13 protein-coding genes and 1 pseudogene are annotated in these 16,074 nt (G+C 34.0%); 7 read left to right on the forward strand and 7 right to left on the reverse strand.

Going from position 1 to position 16,074, the window contains the following annotated elements; translation table 11 throughout:
• From ACKI2W_RS04230 to ACKI2W_RS04240, 3 genes and pseudogenes are all read left to right on the forward strand, one after another.
• Nucleotides 1–1,575 (forward strand): annotated as a pseudogene (locus ACKI2W_RS04230) (peptidase C1); the annotation flags it as partial.
• Between the two features lie 162 nt (nt 1,576–1,737).
• A complete protein-coding gene (locus tag ACKI2W_RS04235) occupies nt 1,738–2,442 on the forward strand; it encodes an ABC transporter ATP-binding protein (protein ID WP_407379564.1) in 705 nt (234 codons plus the stop codon).
• A gap of 4 nt (nt 2,443–2,446) precedes the next feature.
• The gene (locus tag ACKI2W_RS04240; protein ID WP_407379566.1) at nt 2,447–4,717 is read left to right on the forward strand and encodes an ABC transporter permease; all 2,271 of its coding nucleotides are present in this window, start codon (nt 2,447–2,449) and stop codon (nt 4,715–4,717) included.
• A 6-nt stretch (nt 4,718–4,723) separates the two neighbouring features.
• On the opposite strand, the gene ACKI2W_RS04245 is transcribed toward ACKI2W_RS04240, so the two are convergent.
• The gene (locus tag ACKI2W_RS04245; RefSeq protein WP_407379568.1) at nt 4,724–6,154 is read right to left on the reverse strand and encodes a flippase; all 1,431 of its coding nucleotides are present in this window, start codon (nt 6,152–6,154) and stop codon (nt 4,724–4,726) included.
• A gap of 55 nt (nt 6,155–6,209) precedes the next feature.
• Nucleotides 6,210–9,326 (reverse strand): C1 family peptidase, encoded by a 3,117-nt coding sequence (locus tag ACKI2W_RS04250; RefSeq protein ID WP_407379570.1) that lies wholly within the window; start codon nt 9,324–9,326, stop codon nt 6,210–6,212.
• Between the two features lie 606 nt (nt 9,327–9,932).
• Between ACKI2W_RS04250 and ACKI2W_RS04255 the strand changes: the two genes are divergently transcribed.
• Nucleotides 9,933–10,337 (forward strand): winged helix-turn-helix transcriptional regulator, encoded by a 405-nt coding sequence (locus ACKI2W_RS04255; RefSeq protein WP_407379572.1) that lies wholly within the window; start codon nt 9,933–9,935, stop codon nt 10,335–10,337.
• 5 nt (nt 10,338–10,342) lie between these two features.
• On the opposite strand, the gene ACKI2W_RS04260 is transcribed toward ACKI2W_RS04255, so the two are convergent.
• From ACKI2W_RS04260 to ACKI2W_RS04270, 3 genes are all read right to left on the reverse strand, one after another.
• On the reverse strand, nt 10,343–10,528 hold the full coding sequence (locus ACKI2W_RS04260) for a 4-oxalocrotonate tautomerase family protein (RefSeq protein ID WP_407379574.1): 186 nt from the start codon (nt 10,526–10,528) through the stop codon (nt 10,343–10,345).
• A gap of 102 nt (nt 10,529–10,630) precedes the next feature.
• Nucleotides 10,631–11,137 (reverse strand): flavodoxin family protein, encoded by a 507-nt coding sequence (locus ACKI2W_RS04265; protein WP_407379576.1) that lies wholly within the window; start codon nt 11,135–11,137, stop codon nt 10,631–10,633.
• A 19-nt stretch (nt 11,138–11,156) separates the two neighbouring features.
• Nucleotides 11,157–12,371, reverse strand: coding sequence for an MFS transporter (locus ACKI2W_RS04270; RefSeq protein WP_407379578.1), 1,215 nt, complete (start codon nt 12,369–12,371; stop codon nt 11,157–11,159).
• Between the two features lie 114 nt (nt 12,372–12,485).
• Between ACKI2W_RS04270 and ACKI2W_RS04275 the strand changes: the two genes are divergently transcribed.
• Nucleotides 12,486–12,875, forward strand: coding sequence for a winged helix-turn-helix transcriptional regulator (locus ACKI2W_RS04275; protein WP_407379580.1), 390 nt, complete (start codon nt 12,486–12,488; stop codon nt 12,873–12,875).
• Here ACKI2W_RS04275 and ACKI2W_RS04280 read toward each other — a convergent pair.
• Both ACKI2W_RS04280 and ACKI2W_RS04285 read right to left on the reverse strand, forming a co-directional pair.
• Nucleotides 12,870–13,760, reverse strand: a complete 891-nt coding sequence (locus ACKI2W_RS04280) for a radical SAM protein (RefSeq protein ID WP_407379582.1) — start codon at nt 13,758–13,760, stop codon at nt 12,870–12,872. The genes ACKI2W_RS04275 and ACKI2W_RS04280 overlap by 6 nt on opposite strands.
• Before the next feature lie 10 nt (nt 13,761–13,770).
• Nucleotides 13,771–14,661 carry a radical SAM protein gene (locus tag ACKI2W_RS04285; protein WP_407379584.1) on the reverse strand — a complete coding sequence of 297 codons (891 nt, stop codon included), beginning with the start codon at nt 14,659–14,661 and terminating at the stop codon, nt 13,771–13,773.
• A 133-nt stretch (nt 14,662–14,794) separates the two neighbouring features.
• Here ACKI2W_RS04285 and ACKI2W_RS04290 point away from each other — a divergent pair, with 133 nt between their 5' ends.
• Both ACKI2W_RS04290 and ACKI2W_RS04295 read left to right on the forward strand, forming a co-directional pair.
• Nucleotides 14,795–15,040 carry a TMEM175 family protein gene (locus tag ACKI2W_RS04290; RefSeq protein WP_407379586.1) on the forward strand — a complete coding sequence of 82 codons (246 nt, stop codon included), beginning with the start codon at nt 14,795–14,797 and terminating at the stop codon, nt 15,038–15,040.
• Nucleotides 15,041–15,226: 186 nt separating this feature from the next.
• Nucleotides 15,227–16,074, forward strand: an 848-nt coding sequence (locus ACKI2W_RS04295; protein WP_407379588.1) for an RNA-guided endonuclease InsQ/TnpB family protein, incomplete at its 3' end; no start/stop codon positions are given.

Genomic DNA, 16,074 nt, shown 5'->3' on the forward strand with positions numbered 1-16,074 from the left:
GGCTACGATCCGACTTTGATTTTTGGAATTTGGAATATTTTGCCTGATATTGCTGAGTTAGTTAATGGTTTGAATATTACTTTGCCTGATATTGCTGAGTTAGTTAATGGTTTGAATATTACTTTGCCTAATATTACGGAAATAATTGATAATTTGAATATTACTTTGCCTAATATTACGGATTTGATTAATAATCTAAATATTACTTTACCGAATATTACTGAGTTAGTTAATAGTTTGAATATTACTTTGCCTAATATTATGGATTTGATTAATAATCTAAATATTACTTTACCGAATATTACTGAGTTAGTCAATAATCTAAACATTACGTTACCAAATATTACTGAGTTAGTTAATAGTTTGAATATTACTTTGCCGAATATTACATCTGATCTGAATAGAATTTCCAACATTATTTCATCTTTATTTGATGGAGATAAAGGAATAATATGGAATTACACTTTTATTCCTGGAACATACAATATAACAATCAAATATATTGGAGATGAAAATTATAATGATGCCATATCTGAGGGCAAACTTATTATAACCTCAGGACCAAATATCACGGCTAATGACATTGTAATGTACTATAAAGACGGCACTAGATATGTGGTTAATTTAACTGATTATAAAGGCAATCCGTTATCCAATCAGACCGTAACCATAACACTCAATAGGCAAAAATATGTTAGAACAACTAATGATAATGGTTTAGCTTCACTTGCAATAAATTTAAATGCTGGAAACTACACAGTTTCTGCAGTATATGGTAAAAACATTGTAGAAAACACGATTTCCATCTTATCCACTATTGAAGGTAATGATTTAATTAAAGTATTTAGAAATGATACTCAATACTATGCCACTTTCTTTGACAATCAAGGAAAAGCATTACCTGAAGGTACATATGCTATTTTTAATATTAACGGAGTAATGTATGAAAGAAAAGTTAATGAAAATGGTACTGCTAAATTAAATATTAACTTAAATCCTGGAAAATACATCATTACGGCAACTAATCCAGTTACTGGTGAAATGCATTCAAATAATATCACAGTATTAGCAAACATCATATCCAGTGATTTAGTAAAATACTACAAAAACGATTCCCAATATATTGTTACAATCATAGGCAATGATGGAAAAGTTGTTGGTGCGGGTGAAACTGTAAAATTCAACATCAATGGAGTTTTCTATGAACGCCAAACCAATGCTTCAGGTCAAGCAAAGTTAAATATTAACTTAAACCCCGGAGAATACATTATTACTGGTGAATATAATGGATGCATGGTTTCCCATAATGTTAAAGTCAAATCAATTTTAATTGCTAATGATCTTACAAAAACAAAAAGTCAATCAAAAGCATTTGAAACAAAATTAGTTGACGGACAAGGAAACCCATTAGCAAATGAAACTGTAAGCTTCAATATTAATGGAGTACTCTATAATAGAGTAACTGACAGCAATGGTGTTGCAAAGTTAAATATTAACCTACAAAAAGGAGAATATATTATAACATCATCCTACAATGGCTTACATATAGCAAATACTGTTACTGTTACGGAATAGAACATTTCAAGAGGGATGATTTTCATCCCATTTTCTTTTTTCTATCAGTTGAATTCTTTACATTTTCAAATCTATAGAAATATTGAATTAAAAATATTCATGTTTGAGTTTTAAACTCAAAATATTTTTTAAATTTTTAAATTTAAGGAGAGAACTATTTCAATGAGTCCAATCATCGAACTTAAAAATGTGGTTAAGGAATATAAATCCGGAAATCATGCTCTAAAAGCAATGGATAATGTTAGTTTTACAATTAACGAAGGGGAATTTGTTGTAATTCTTGGACCATCAGGAGCAGGTAAATCAACTCTTTTAAACCTTCTGGGCGGACTTGACTCTGTAACCCATGGTGAAATCATTGTAAACAACCAGAACGTTGAAAACTTCAATGATAATGAGCTGACAGAATACCGGGCAAAAAACGTAGGATTTATTTTTCAGTTCTACAACTTGATTCCGAACTTAACTGCTCTTGAAAATGTCGAGCTGATGAGAGATATCGTTGATGTGGATATTGATGGGCTTGAAGTTTTGGATTCAGTTGGGTTGAAAATACATGCAAATCAGTTTCCAGCACAGTTATCTGGTGGAGAACAACAGAGAGTATCAATAGCAAGAGCTGTAGCCAAAAAACCCACAATGCTTTTATGTGATGAACCGACAGGTGCGCTGGACTCAAAAACGGGTGTGCTGATTTTAAATCTGCTCCAGGACATGAGCAATAACCGTAATACCACAGTAGTGATTGTAACTCACAACTCAATACTTGCAGAAGCTGCAGATAAGGTCATTAAAATAAAAAATGGTCAAATAGAAGATATAATCGTTAATGAATGCCCTAAAAAGGTTGCTGATTTGGAATGGTGATGTTTTGTTAAAAAGAAAAATGCTGAGAGACATCAAGAAGCATAAGGCACAATTCATATCCATTTTTTTAATGGCATTTTTAGGGGTTTTTGTTTTTTCAGGTGTTGGTGGAGGATCACTTGGCCTTGAAACTAGTGTCAATCAGTTTTATGAAGATACCAATATGGCAGACGGCTGGATTTATTCACCTTACTTGAATGACGTGTTTTTATATCAGGTGGATATGCTCGGTGCAACCAACCAGATGGAAAGGCATGTTGTTATGGACTCGCAGGCCGATTTTGAAAACAAGCCTGATGTTACGCTGCACTTTGTTGAAAACAACACAATATCCAAATTTTATTTGGTGGAAGGTAGCCCCTTAGACATCAATGACTCAAATGGTGTATGGCTGGATAAAAGCTTTGCCGATGCCAAGGGGCTTAATGTTGGAGACAACATTACATTTACATTTGAGGGTTATGAAATCACAAAGATAATAAGGGGTCTTGGATACTCTCCGGAGTATGTTTATCATTCATCACAATATTCCGTATTGCCGGATTTCAACAAAATAGGATTTGCCTATCTCTCACATAAGGCATTTCCAAGTGATGATGTACCATATAATGTTTTAAACGTTAAATTTGATGGAAAAGCAGAAACATATGATAAACTATTGTCTTACCGTTTAGATGGATATTATGCCACATTTATTCAAAAATCCGATCATGTAAGCGTAAGTCAATTTGAAAATCAGATTACACTGCAGAAAATGATGGGCGATATTTTTCCATTTGTATTTATCCTGGTTTCAATGTTAATACTCCTAACAACTATGACAAGGATTATTTCACACCAAAGAACCCAAATAGGTATTCTTAAAGCTAGCGGATTCAAAAATTATATCATAATATTGCATTATTTATCCTATGGGTTCTGGATGGTTCTGATTGGGTCGGTTCTGGGGCTGATTTTAGGTCCTATGGTACTGCCCGGCTTTGTTTATTCTGTAATGAAACATATATTCATATTGCCTTCATGGAACGTTGTTTGGAGTATGAATTTTGTTTATATGACTATCCTGATGATTATAATGTCTTTGGTGGTTTCATTCTATTCGGCCAAAAGCATTTCGGATGAAAGTCCGTCACAGTCCATTAGAGCAAAATCTCCTAAAGTTTTCAAAAAAGGTTTAATTGAAAGACTGGGTTTTTGGCATAACCTGTCATTCAATATACGTTGGAATTATCGTGATGCCCGAAGAAATAAATTCAGGTCATTAATGACTGTTATTGGAATAATAGGTTGCACTTCACTGTTGATATGTGCATTTGGTCTGAATGATTCAATGAATGAGCTGACAGAATGGAACTTTGAATATATTAATCATTATGACTCTGAAATGATTATTGACAGCGATGCAGATTCTTCTGAAGTTGATAAGGTTGCAAAAGCGGTCGATGGGGAGAAGATTATGAAAACAGTTATTGAAATTGAATCATCGAGTGAGAAAAAGCAGGGTACGCTTCTGGTTTTGGATGGTGGTGATATGATAACACCAACCGATGATGACTGGAATAAAGTTGAAATTGCGGATGATGAAGTCTCCATGTCTAAAAAAATGGCCGAACTTTTAGGTGTTGGTGTTGGGGATACTGTAAGATGGCATATGATTGACTCAAACAGATGGATTGAAATAAAAATAGATAAAATCCATGCAGATCCAAATACTCAGGGGCTGGTAATGTCAAAGGATAAACTTGAGGATTTGGGTTTGAATTACACTCCATCAAGTATCGTAACCGATGAGCACGTTGACAAGAATTATTCTGCAATAAAATCATATACTACAAAGGAATTCAGAATTGGAAATTGGCAGGGACTTACACAGGCCGCATGGGTACTGATATATGCTCTAACTGCATTTGCATCTATTTTGGCAGTAATTGTACTTTATAACTTGGGACTGTTGTCATTTACAGAAATAGAGAAGGACATCGCAACATTAAAGATTTTAGGCTTTAAAACGAAGACCTTAAGGAAGTTGTTGCTGACTCAAAATCTGTGGTTTACGACAATCGGTTTCATATTGGGCGTTCCTATCGGAAGTTACCTTCTAAAAACAATATGGCGGTCAGCTGGTGATTTATATTATCTTATCCCTTCCATATCCATTACAACATTGCTTTTGACTGGAATAATCACATTTTCTTTATCCATACTGGTTAATCTGATGTTTTCAGGTAAAATCAAAAAGTTGGATATGGTTGAAACGCTTAATAATGGAGAATAATTACGGTTATCTTCTACCTAAAATGTCTTTGATTATGCGTTTGTCGTCGTTGTCGAGGGCTCCTAAAAGGTATATCAATGGGAAATAGATTATACTGCCAATAGGAATTGCCAGCCATATGTTTGGAGTCATGAAATTAAAGAGAACTCCCAAAATTAAAGACCCTGCAATCATCTTGATTATGTCAAAATGAAGTCTTTTGTTGAAAGTGTGACCCATTCTATAGATTACAATCCTCTGTATTGTCAGGATTATGGCATAGCTTATGATTGTTGAAATCGCCGCACCATAATAAGAAAAATATGGAATGAAAATCAGATTCAGGACAATGTTAATGATTGCTCCGAATATATAAATCTTGTTAACAGTGATTTCCTTATGGGATGAATTCAACAGATTGGTTCCTGGAGATATGACAAACAAAAGAGTGACAGTCCAAATCAAAATAGACAGCACTGTTGAAGCAGCTTCATATTCAGATCCATAAATCAGATGGATTATGGTGGGGGAATAAATGACAATCAGAACACTGAATGGAATGACAAGCATCAGGAGATATTTAACGGATTTTTCATAGCTCAATATTAATAATTTTTCATGTTTTTTGAAAAGTTTACTCATTACCGGAAAGATTACGGCTCCATAAACCGAAACCAGAAGATTCTGCACTGGAATTAGTTTATATGTCGCATTGTATATTCCTGCAGCATAGTCCCCAACAAGGTTTTCAAGCATTATGATATCAATAAAGTAATATGCAGAATACAAAATTCCCGTAATTGCAAATGGGATTGATAGCATTGTGATTTTTTTGCAGAACTCTCTGTCAAACTCGTATTTGGGCGTGATAATGTTTCTGTTTAGGGTATAATAAAGATAAGCCAGCGTAATCAGATTAGCCAGAATATATGAAATTGCAATTCCAAAAATGCCGATGTCTGTGTGAATTGTGATTATGATGAAAAGCAAAAGGATCACATGCAGAATGCTTTCTGCGATTCCCTGATATTTTACTTCTTCAAATGCCTGGAACGCTCCTTTAAGCAGATTCATAAAAGACCTGATTATCACTTCAATTGCAAAAAGCAGTGTAACTTTAATTGTAATTTCATTGCATTGCATCAAAAAGAGAATTATGAGTGTTAAAATAAATGTTGCTGCAGCAAAAACAGATTTTAGTGGAATGGCATTTCCCAGATATTTTGAGGCGATGCTGTTGTCCGTTGCCACAGCCCTTACGATATGGGTGTTTATTCCAAAATCCGCTATGATGATTAATATTCCAGTAAGAGATATTGCAAAACCATAAATACCGTATTCGGCAACGCCCAGATACCGGGCTATTATTATGGTCCATATGAATACGCATATTGTAACAATCAGCTGTGAAACTACCAGCCAGTTCATATTTGCAAATATCTTTTTTACTTTACTCATTCAATCCTCTTTAAATTTTTATTACAAAAAAGAAAAAAAGAAAGGATTAAAATTATTAATCCTTAATACATATTGTATTTGAAATTTGGAAGTCTTCGTACTCTGATGTTATTATGTACTCTCCAGGTATTAATCTTATATTTAATGCAGCTATTCCCTGGGAATTGGTTGTTCTGGTGTAGAACACTCCGTTTATGTTGAAAGTTACTTTTGCATTTGCTAATGGATTTCCCTGACTGTCCAGTACTGTTGCCTTGAACTGACTTCCGTCAAGATATGTCATGTTCATGTCACTTGTATTGATAATTGGAAGTACAGTGATATTATATGACATCATAAGGCCGGTCAACGGATCTATTGCGGTCAATATGTATTCTTTAGCCCCAAGGTTAATGTTTAATTTTGCAGTTCCGTTTTCATTGGTTACACGATCGTAGAATACACCATTGATGTTCATTCTAATTGTTGCATTACTTACAGGGTTTCCTGCACCATCGATTAATTTGATGTAAAATTGTGAGGCGTTTCTGAAGTATTTTACTAAATCATGGGCAATTAATGTAGGTAATACTTCAATGCTGTTTTCAAGGGAGGTATTGCCGTATATTGTTTTGATGGTGTAGTTGCCAGGTCCTAAGTTGATGTTCATGGTTGCAATGCCTTTTTCATTGGTGGTTCTTGTGTAGTTTTTACCGTTGATTTCAAAGATTACAGTTTCATTTTCCACACCGATAAATGCATTAAACTGGGATTCGTTTTTATAGATTTTGACTAAATCTTCTGTGTATATTGATAACTTTTTAGCGTATGCTTTTAAAGAGATGGTCTTATTTATGGTTGCCAAATCAGTCCATCCGTCACCTAAATTGAGGAAAGTTATATTTTCGCAGAAGTGCTGTCTTGAAAATTCAAGTACTCCAACTATATCTTTAGTCATTACTACAGTGAAATTATCTCCCGGTGCAACAGCTATTTCCTCTGTTAATTTTACAGTATGATAACCGTAGAACGGGGAAGTTCCGCTTTGTGTGTGTACTAATTGGTCATTTACATAGATTTCAAGAGCATAATCTTCTTTAGCATCAAAGTAAGTTCCGACAGCACTTATTAACTCATAATCTAATGCCTGATATGTATTTTTATAACTGCACTCTTCATCGCCTTTATAATAATTTATCATTCCGCTTAAATCAGTCTGGTAATTTGTCGTATAGTTTTCAACATTTTCTATCAGATATCCGATTCCGAATGTTGTATTTAAGAAACTTGGATCATAGTATGACAGATAGAAGTATCCTCCGTCTCCCCAGTCAGTTCCCCAACTGTTTTTACAAATCCATGCTCCGTCTCCAGGAGGAGTTATGAGGAAGTTTTCTTTTTTATAATTGTCATCCCATCCGACAAAGCTTATCGCATGGTTTGTCCGGTTGGTTTTATTTTGGTAATATGCTGAAGTATTTGCATTAAATGCTGAATGGTCATGGTAATATCCTGTTGTAATGGATCCGCATTCCAATATTGTAATTTTAACAAGCTCGTTGTCAGTGGAATTATCACGAGGAGCTAACATAACGACATCAAAGATGTGGATATCATTTTCAGTTGAAATTATAGGTGATAATTTACCTAGTTCGTCATAGCTGTCATATTCGGTAGGAAATACTCCAAGCCAGCTGATAATATATTCTAAACCCTGTTCTCTTATTCCTCCTTCTTCAACACCTTTTATTCCATATTTTGAATATTGAAGCATACTGTTTTGCATGTTGTTTTCTGAAAAGTCATATTCTATGCCGGTTGCCTTCAATAATGCAGATTCCAATGCTCCGAGATTTCCGAATGTCCAGCATGCACCCATGTAGCCCTGATTTTTAACGGAACTTGTCCAGCCCCAATCTCTTGAGTCATATCTTGACGGAAGATTCACAACATCAATTGTATTGTTAATGAGTTTGAGCGGTGCTCCGGCAGTGTCCACATAGCTATTATAATCGGTGTCATTTAAAAATAGCGTATCGTCTCCGATTGTCGCATTTGTTATATCGTAGTCTAGAAATACACCGTGAATTGCTTCACCGTTACCTGAAAAGACTGAATCGTTAAGGGTTAAATCTCCATCATATGCATAGATCCCGTTTAAGGAGTTGTTAATGAATGAAGAGTTTATAATGGTGAGTTGGGATGCGTCGCTGTAGATGCCTCCACCATTGCCGTAATCTTCATATGTGATTTGGTTTCCTTCTATATTTGTGTTTTCAATTTGTGTTATTGTATTTGAGATAAATATTGCTCCGCCGTTGAAATCAGCGGTGTTGTCTGTAAATTCTGATTCTTCAATGTTTAAAACTCCATTTAACTGAACTAATGCACCACCAAAATCTCCGCTTGAATTGGTAAAGCTTGTGTTGGAAATAAGTACAGTTCTGAATTTTTCTTCATCGGAACCTGCATCGAGATAGATCGCACCACCGTTTTTGATTGCAGTGGTATTTATGAATGAGCAGCTTTCAACAGATACTAAATTAATTTCTTTAACTCCAATAGCTCCTGCAGTTTCTTCAGCTGCAAGATTTTTGAATGTTGAATTAAAAAGTGTAAGGTTGTTCTCTGCATAGATTGCCGCCGCATATTTGGATGCTGAATCAATGAATTCTGAATTGCTCACGTTTACCTCAACAGTAGAGTAAATGCCTCCACCAAATTTTGCGTTGCTATTGATGAAGCGGCAATTTGAAATGCTTGTCACGTTTCTTAAATCAGCAGATCCTCCTGTTCTTGCATAGTTATTGGTAAATGTAACATTTTTCAGGTTTAGTGTTGCTTCTGAGAGAATGGCTCCCCCTCCAACTTCACTATCATCACTATATCCGTTAATCAGATTAAGGTTTAAAATGGTGATGTTTTGTCCAATAATCTTAAATATTCTGGCCTGGTTGGCACCGTCAATAGTGTAACCGTTACCGTTAATCATATAATTGTTTTTATTTATTATAATTCCTTCATTAAGTTCATCATCACTTGTGTTGTCATATACATAATTCTGTGTTATTTCTAATGTGTCTGTACTTGCATCAATTCCTGTTTTAAGGTCTGTGAAGTTTCCTTCGGCCGAAACAGCACCGATAGAAACAAATACTAAAAACAATGCAAGAAATACTAAAATTTTCTTCACAAATTTTTCTCCAATTAATTCGCTTATTGTAATTTTTATTTTTCATATTTAAAAAACATTCCCAGTGACTTAACACATTTCAGATGAAATTTTTCATATACATCAACAGTAAATTCAATTCAACATTTATCTTTGTCAATGAAAATTTTCAGGGTCATTTGATATAAAACAATCAAATAATTGGAAACATATCAAAAGAATACATCAATCCATATTTAATTGACTAAATTCTCGATTAAAAAATAATAATTGGATGTTTTTAGCATGTGAAAATTAGAAATCTTTTAGTTTCTAGAACTCTTTAAATTTCGTTAAATTTAATAATGTTTTGTAATATAAAGTTATATAGTTAGGTAAACGATTAGTTGAAAAGGCAAAAGGGTTTCAACAATAATTTCTGATATATGACAATTAGGAAAGCAACTCATCTTTTGATGATCTTGCCGTAAATTGAAAATATGAATCATTAAAATTATAATTATTGATTTGCTTTTAATTTAATTACACGAGAATCTAATATTGTGTGTAATTCTTCTACGGATATGTTGTTGGAAACAGATCTCATCAATGAGAAACATTAAAAACTCCAATATTCTACTTATTAATATGGATGCAAAAAAAGTACTGTATTATGAGAAAAAATACGAGAGAAATCCTGTTGAAGATGCAATAAAAGACATTAGCAACAAATGGACATTGCATATTCTAAGAGACCTGTTTTTGGGAAAAACACACTTCAACGAATTCCAGACCAACAGGAAAACGCTGGACAACAAATCACTTACAAGATGCCTGAAGACAATGGAAAACAACGGTCTTATCAAAAGACTTGATGAAAACGATGAAATAACATATCATCTGACAGAAAAGGGACATTCGCTGAATAAGGTATTCTACGAACTATTATTATTTGCATTAAACAACGATAAAAACAACGAACACTACAACGATCATGAAAAAGAAGAATTGAAAGAAATGTATCTTGAAATATTGGATTTGAATCAAGAATAATAATGTTATTCTTGATTGCTTAAAAGAACTCCACCAACGCCGACATTATCTGCCTTTCTTTCATTGAATAACACGTAAAACATGTCAACTGGCAGACCTGTTACTCTTGAAGCGGACTCTGAAAACTCTTTTGCTAAAATTTCTTTCTGTTCTTTTTTTAATTCTACAATATCAAAACTAATTACTGGCATGTTAATTACCTCCATTTTATATTAATAACTTTAAATTAAGCATATAAAAGATTATTGTGGCATCAATGCCACCCAATTAATAATACATTAGAACTTGCTTGACTATTGAATAGTTTTTCCCAGCTCTTCTGCTTCTTTTATTTTATGTGCTCCAAGTATTTCTCCAATATTGTTCCAGTTCAGATTTTTTTCAAAAGTTTCATACCATCTTTGTGCCTGACTGTAATCAGCACCACCTGCAGTCATTATCAAAATGCTTTCTTTTTTAAACTCCCCATAGCCTTTAGCCGTAAGTATTGCATACAATCTGTCCACAGTTGTTTTTAAAGGCCCAGTTATTGTCCAAAAGTATATTGGTGATGCAAATACTATAACGTCTGAACGGTTAAATGAATCGTATATTTGGGACATATCATCTTTCTGAATACAGGGATTATCGGTATTGTTCCGCCTGCATGATTCACAGCCTCTGCATCCGCCAATCTCCATATCATACAAATGAAAATGATCAATATGATTATTTTCAGCACCTTTCAAAAATGCATTTACAAGCTTGTTTGTTTTACCTCCTTTTCTGGGAGAACCGTTTAAAACTAAAATATTTTTCATTACTCATACCCCAATAGACTTAAACTGAACTATCGACTTCATGAAACGCTTTTCTTGAGGATATCCACACAACCAATGCGATAACTGAAATTAATGTTGCACCGATCATGACATATGACCATCCTCCAAGTGACCATAAAAATGAAGCCAATGCGCTTCCGACAGCTCCGAAAATGAAATTGTTAACAACAAATACTGTGTTCAGTCTGCTTCGCTCCTCATTGGAAAGGGCAAATAACCTTGCCTGAGAGAGAACTGTGATTCCCTGAACGCCAATTGAAAATACGGCAGCAATAATGACAATAGCAATTATTGAATCTGAAAACATCAATCCGCAAATCATTGTTGCGATAATCATGATTACAAACACTCCAAGGGCAGGCACTCCCAAACCGTTATCTTGCAGTTTGCCGAAGTACAGTCCGCATACTGCAGCAACAAGTCCTGCTAGGCTAACAAGACCAATCTGGAAAGTATTATAATTGAAAGGTTCACCCGACAATAAAAATGTCATGGAAGTCCAGAATATGTTGAAAACCAAACCAAACAATAATCCGCTGTGAAGCAAAATCCTATATAATGTGTCATGTCTTTTAAAAGTTGTAAATACGCTGACTATAAGGCCACTGTATGATTCCAGCTTGTTTTTTCTTGGAATGTCCGGAAGAACATAAATCATTACCAGAGCCATAATCAGATTCAGCACAGCAGCAATCAGATACACTGATCTCCAGCCCCACAATCCCGCAATAATGCCGCTTACAAACCTTGAAAACAGAATTCCAGTTGTTATTCCTGAAGCAACGATTCCGACAATATGCCCACGCTCTTCAGGGCTGCTCAAATCGCCTGCCAAAGGCAATATGATTTGTCCGGATATAGTAACAATGCCCATGCTAAAGAGTGACAACGCCAATATTACAAATGAAGGAGACAATGCACAAGCAACCAAAGTAACAATGGACAAAACCATTACGATGCTGATTAATCTTTTTCTTCGAACAAAATCTCCCAAAGGCACAATAAACAGGATTCCCAAAGCATATCCAATTTGGGTTGCTGTTACAAGCAATCCTCCACTTGCCGGTGAAAGTCCAAAAGCGTTTGTAATCTCAACCAGCAATGGCTGAGCCCAATACAGATTTCCGATTGCAAGACCTGAACATATGGCAAACAAAGCCGCTAAAAATGTGGTCATTTTGACAGTTTTATTATCATTAACATTTATTTTCATAGATAAATCTAAATAAAAATTTATATTTAAAGATAATGTGGCATCAATGCCATCTAATTAAAAAAACATCATATTAAATAATAATTAAAACAGATATTAATTTAGGTTTTAATCATGAAAGACAGTATCATTTATCAAGAAGGAGCATGCCCTATCAATAGCGTTAATGATTTATTAAGCAGGAAATGGGTTTTTGGAATAATGAAAGATCTATTTGCTGGAAAAAAGCATTTCAATGAATTCAAGGAAGACAAACCTGAGTTAAGCAATGTCGTTTTATCAAACACTTTAAAGTATCTTGAAGAGCAGGGTATGATTTCAAAAACAGTCATTGAAGATGAAAACAGAAGAAACACTGAATATTATCTGACTGAAAAAGGAAGGAAAATGAATAAAATTTTATATGATATGGTCATTTTTGGTTTGTATGAACTTGAAGGCGATTTAAGGGATGATGAATTTAAAGAAGAAATTAAAAAAGGTTATGAGAAAATATTATTATAAATATTCCCTCACAAGGGATGTTTCTAATATTTCAGGTTGATTTTTTTCAAAATCTTCAATTTTTTGTTTGAAACCTTCAATCAATTTCTCCTTGTTTTTCATGTGTCCGCTGACACGTGCAATATTGTTTTGATGATGTCCATAGAAATATGTTGAGTTTGGAACGTCCAATGCATCGATTAGTGCAATTTCATCTTCAATTATTTCCCGTTCGGTCAATTGAACGAATTCTCCATTATCTCGCATTTTGGCCAATCCAGTTCCTGTTGCAATTCCCGTTGTTATTATGGAAATCATTTTAGGTGGATATGTGTTCAATAACTTCGCAGTATCTTTGATGTGTGCATCCCTAAACTCTTTTCCGCCTGCACCACCCATTAATAGTGCGATGTATCTTATTTTTGAGTTTTTCAATTTTTCAAGTGTTTCATATTCTTGATCTGATGTGTATCCTTTGTTTAATAATTTTAAAATATCATCACATCCGGATTCAAGTCCTATGTAAATATCGTCATACTTAGCTTCATATAGCTGATTCAGTTCTTCCTGTGATTTGTGCATGATGTTTCTAATTGAGGTCTGACAGGAAATGACAGAAATTTCAGGGAAGTATTTTCTTATCAAATCACTGATTTCAAGCAGCTTTTTAGTTGAAAGGGCAAATGGATTGCCGTTTGCCACTAGGATTTTTCTTAAATTGCGAGGATATATTTGGGAGAGTTCCTGCAGATCCTCTTTAATATGTTCTATTGGGGATGCTCCGAACTTAACGTCCCTGTACATGTTGCAGAACACGCACTTGTTCCATGAGCATCCGTATGTTATCTCCAATATTGGAGTATTTGCTTCCAATGGGTGTCTGTAAACAGGTCCTGTATAATGCATAATTATCACCTCACAGGGATCCTCTTGACAATACAGTATCAAGTAGTCCCGGATTTGTCATGTCTATTTCTTTAACTCTGTTTTTTAGTCTTTTAATCATGTCATTCTGGTATTTGAAGTATTGTGTGATTCTGCTTAAATTGTAGATGTGGCCTCCGAAGTACAGGCAGTCATCATCCATTTTGAGATTTTTCAAATACAGGAGTTCTTCATCAAGCATTTCCCTTTCTGTCGGTTCAACAAACTCACCATTATCTCTCATTTCAGCCAATGGAGTGTTATCATGAACTGCAGTTGACATTGTCAGAATCATTTTTGGTTTGAATCTGTTCAGTAACTTGATAGTTTCACATGCATTTTCTTTGTAGTTGCCTTTTCCTGCAACTCCAAACATTATTATCGCATTATATGATATTCCTGCCTTTTCGAGTTTTTCCAACTGTCTGTATTCGTCAGCTTGAGTGGATCCTTTTTTCATTTGCTCGAGTGCAGGGTCATATGCTGTTTCAAGTCCGATATAGAAACAGTCATAGCCTGCTTTTCTCAATTCCTTTAAATCCTCAAGGGATTTGGACTTGATGTTTCTGATGGATGTATAGCATGCGATGCATTCGACTTGAGGGAAGTATTTGTGAATCAAATCTGAAATTTCAAGCAGTTTTCTGGCGGGAAGTGTGAATGCATCACCGTTTTCAACGTAAATCTTTTTAATGTCGCTTGGATAATATCTGGACAGTTCCTTTAGGTCGCTTTCAACATCTTCAAGCGGAGATATTCCGAATTTCTGTCCGTGATACATTGTGCAGAATGAACATTTGTTCCATGAGCATCCGTATGTTATTTCCAGAAGGGGTGTGTCTGCTTCTGGAGGCGGTCTGTAAACTGGTCCTGTATAATGCATTTTATCACCTATTTTCTTTTTGTAGTCAATATTATGAATCTTCCAGTATAAAAAGCAAAAAGTAATTAATAAATTACCGGTTAGTTTGAACTAACTAAACTATTATTTATATTCAAAACCTAAAATTAAGATTATGAAAAAGCAGAGACTGGAGACTTTTGGCGATGCGATTATTGCAATAGCATTGACAATACTTGTTTTAAAACTGGCACAACCCACGTCCTTGACTTTAAGTGGATTTTTAGAGATTAAGGAAGGATTCATAGCATATTTCATCAGTTTTCTGATTATATTTAATGTCTGGTACAACAGCCATAACTTCTTTCATGTCATTGAGGATGTTGATGAAATGACAGTGTGGATGCAGGGCTTTATCTAATATGTGCAAGAATACCCTGACCTCTAAGGTAGGGGATGAATTGCACAAAAAATGGGGGGCGAGATTAGTGTTCAAATGCTCTCTAGGACTTATTTTAAATATTAATTTTAATAATATTATTTAGTATAAACACACTTTTAAAAAATAATAATATTTTTTTAACTATCATCATAGGAGATTTTTTTCATGAATATGGTTAATAAGAGTTTGAAAATTCGTATTTATCCTTCTAAAGTTGATTTTAATGATAATGGAGAAAAAATTGTTAGTATTGGTAAAATTGAGCAAAATTTAGGAAATGCAAGATTTGTTTGGAATGAAACATTAGCTTTCATCAACAATTTTAAAACGTTATCAATACAAAATGGCTATTCCTCTTATGTTAAAGTTAATAATAATTCATGTAATATTATTTTAAATATGTTGAAACAAGAATATTCTTTTCTGGGTTTATCTGAGTCTTCCTGTTTACAGCAAACTGAAAGAGACCTCAACCAGGCATTTATACGATATTTTAATCCTAATTTAAAATCAAATTATCCTAGGTTTAAAAGTAAAAAGAATAAAAAAGACAGCATCAGAATCCAAAACAATAATAATGTAAGAATAAACTTGGACAAAAATGGATATCCTAAATTAAAATTAGCAAAATTAGGATTGGTAAAATTTAGAACAAGCAAAGAATACAAAGATTTACTAAAAAAAGGAAGTGATCCACATGACAATACCGTGAAAATACAGAATGCAACCATTAAAAAAGAAAACATGAAATATTATGCAATAATTAATATCAAATGTGTTCACACGCCTGTTGAAAAAAAGGACAATCAACAAATAGGCATTGACATCGGATGCAAAAAACTAGCAGTTCTTTCCAACAAAAAAGAAATAGTCAATCTAGATTTAACGAAAGAAACAGACAGAATCATCCACTACCAAAAAATAATGAGCACACATAAAAAAAACTCAAACCGATACCGCAAAGCAAAAAGACTACTCAACAAATGGTGGGAAAAACTAAAAAACAAACAAAA

It is taken from the genome of Methanobrevibacter sp. (assembly GCF_045603845.1).
GTDB lineage: Archaea > Methanobacteriota > Methanobacteria > Methanobacteriales > Methanobacteriaceae > Methanocatella.

Bases quoted from the DNA above. Each gene is read 5' to 3' on its own strand.
- ACKI2W_RS04260 (WP_407379574.1), bottom strand. From the start codon at position 10,528: ATGCCAGTAATTAGTTTTGATATTGTAGAATTAAAAAAAGAACAGAAA.
- ACKI2W_RS04290 (WP_407379586.1), top strand. From the start codon at position 14,795: ATGAAAAAGCAGAGACTGGAGACTTTTGGCGATGCGATTATTGCAATA.
- ACKI2W_RS04245 (WP_407379568.1), bottom strand. From the start codon at position 6,154: ATGAGTAAAGTAAAAAAGATATTTGCAAATATGAACTGGCTGGTAGTT.
- ACKI2W_RS04265 (WP_407379576.1), bottom strand. From the start codon at position 11,137: ATGAAAAATATTTTAGTTTTAAACGGTTCTCCCAGAAAAGGAGGTAAA.
- ACKI2W_RS04280 (WP_407379582.1), bottom strand. From the start codon at position 13,760: ATGCATTATACAGGACCTGTTTACAGACACCCATTGGAAGCAAATACT.
- ACKI2W_RS04235 (WP_407379564.1), top strand. From the start codon at position 1,738: ATGAGTCCAATCATCGAACTTAAAAATGTGGTTAAGGAATATAAATCC.
- ACKI2W_RS04270 (WP_407379578.1), bottom strand. From the start codon at position 12,371: ATGAAAATAAATGTTAATGATAATAAAACTGTCAAAATGACCACATTT.
- ACKI2W_RS04255 (WP_407379572.1), top strand. From the start codon at position 9,933: ATGGATGCAAAAAAAGTACTGTATTATGAGAAAAAATACGAGAGAAAT.
- ACKI2W_RS04285 (WP_407379584.1), bottom strand. From the start codon at position 14,661: ATGCATTATACAGGACCAGTTTACAGACCGCCTCCAGAAGCAGACACA.
- ACKI2W_RS04275 (WP_407379580.1), top strand. From the start codon at position 12,486: ATGAAAGACAGTATCATTTATCAAGAAGGAGCATGCCCTATCAATAGC.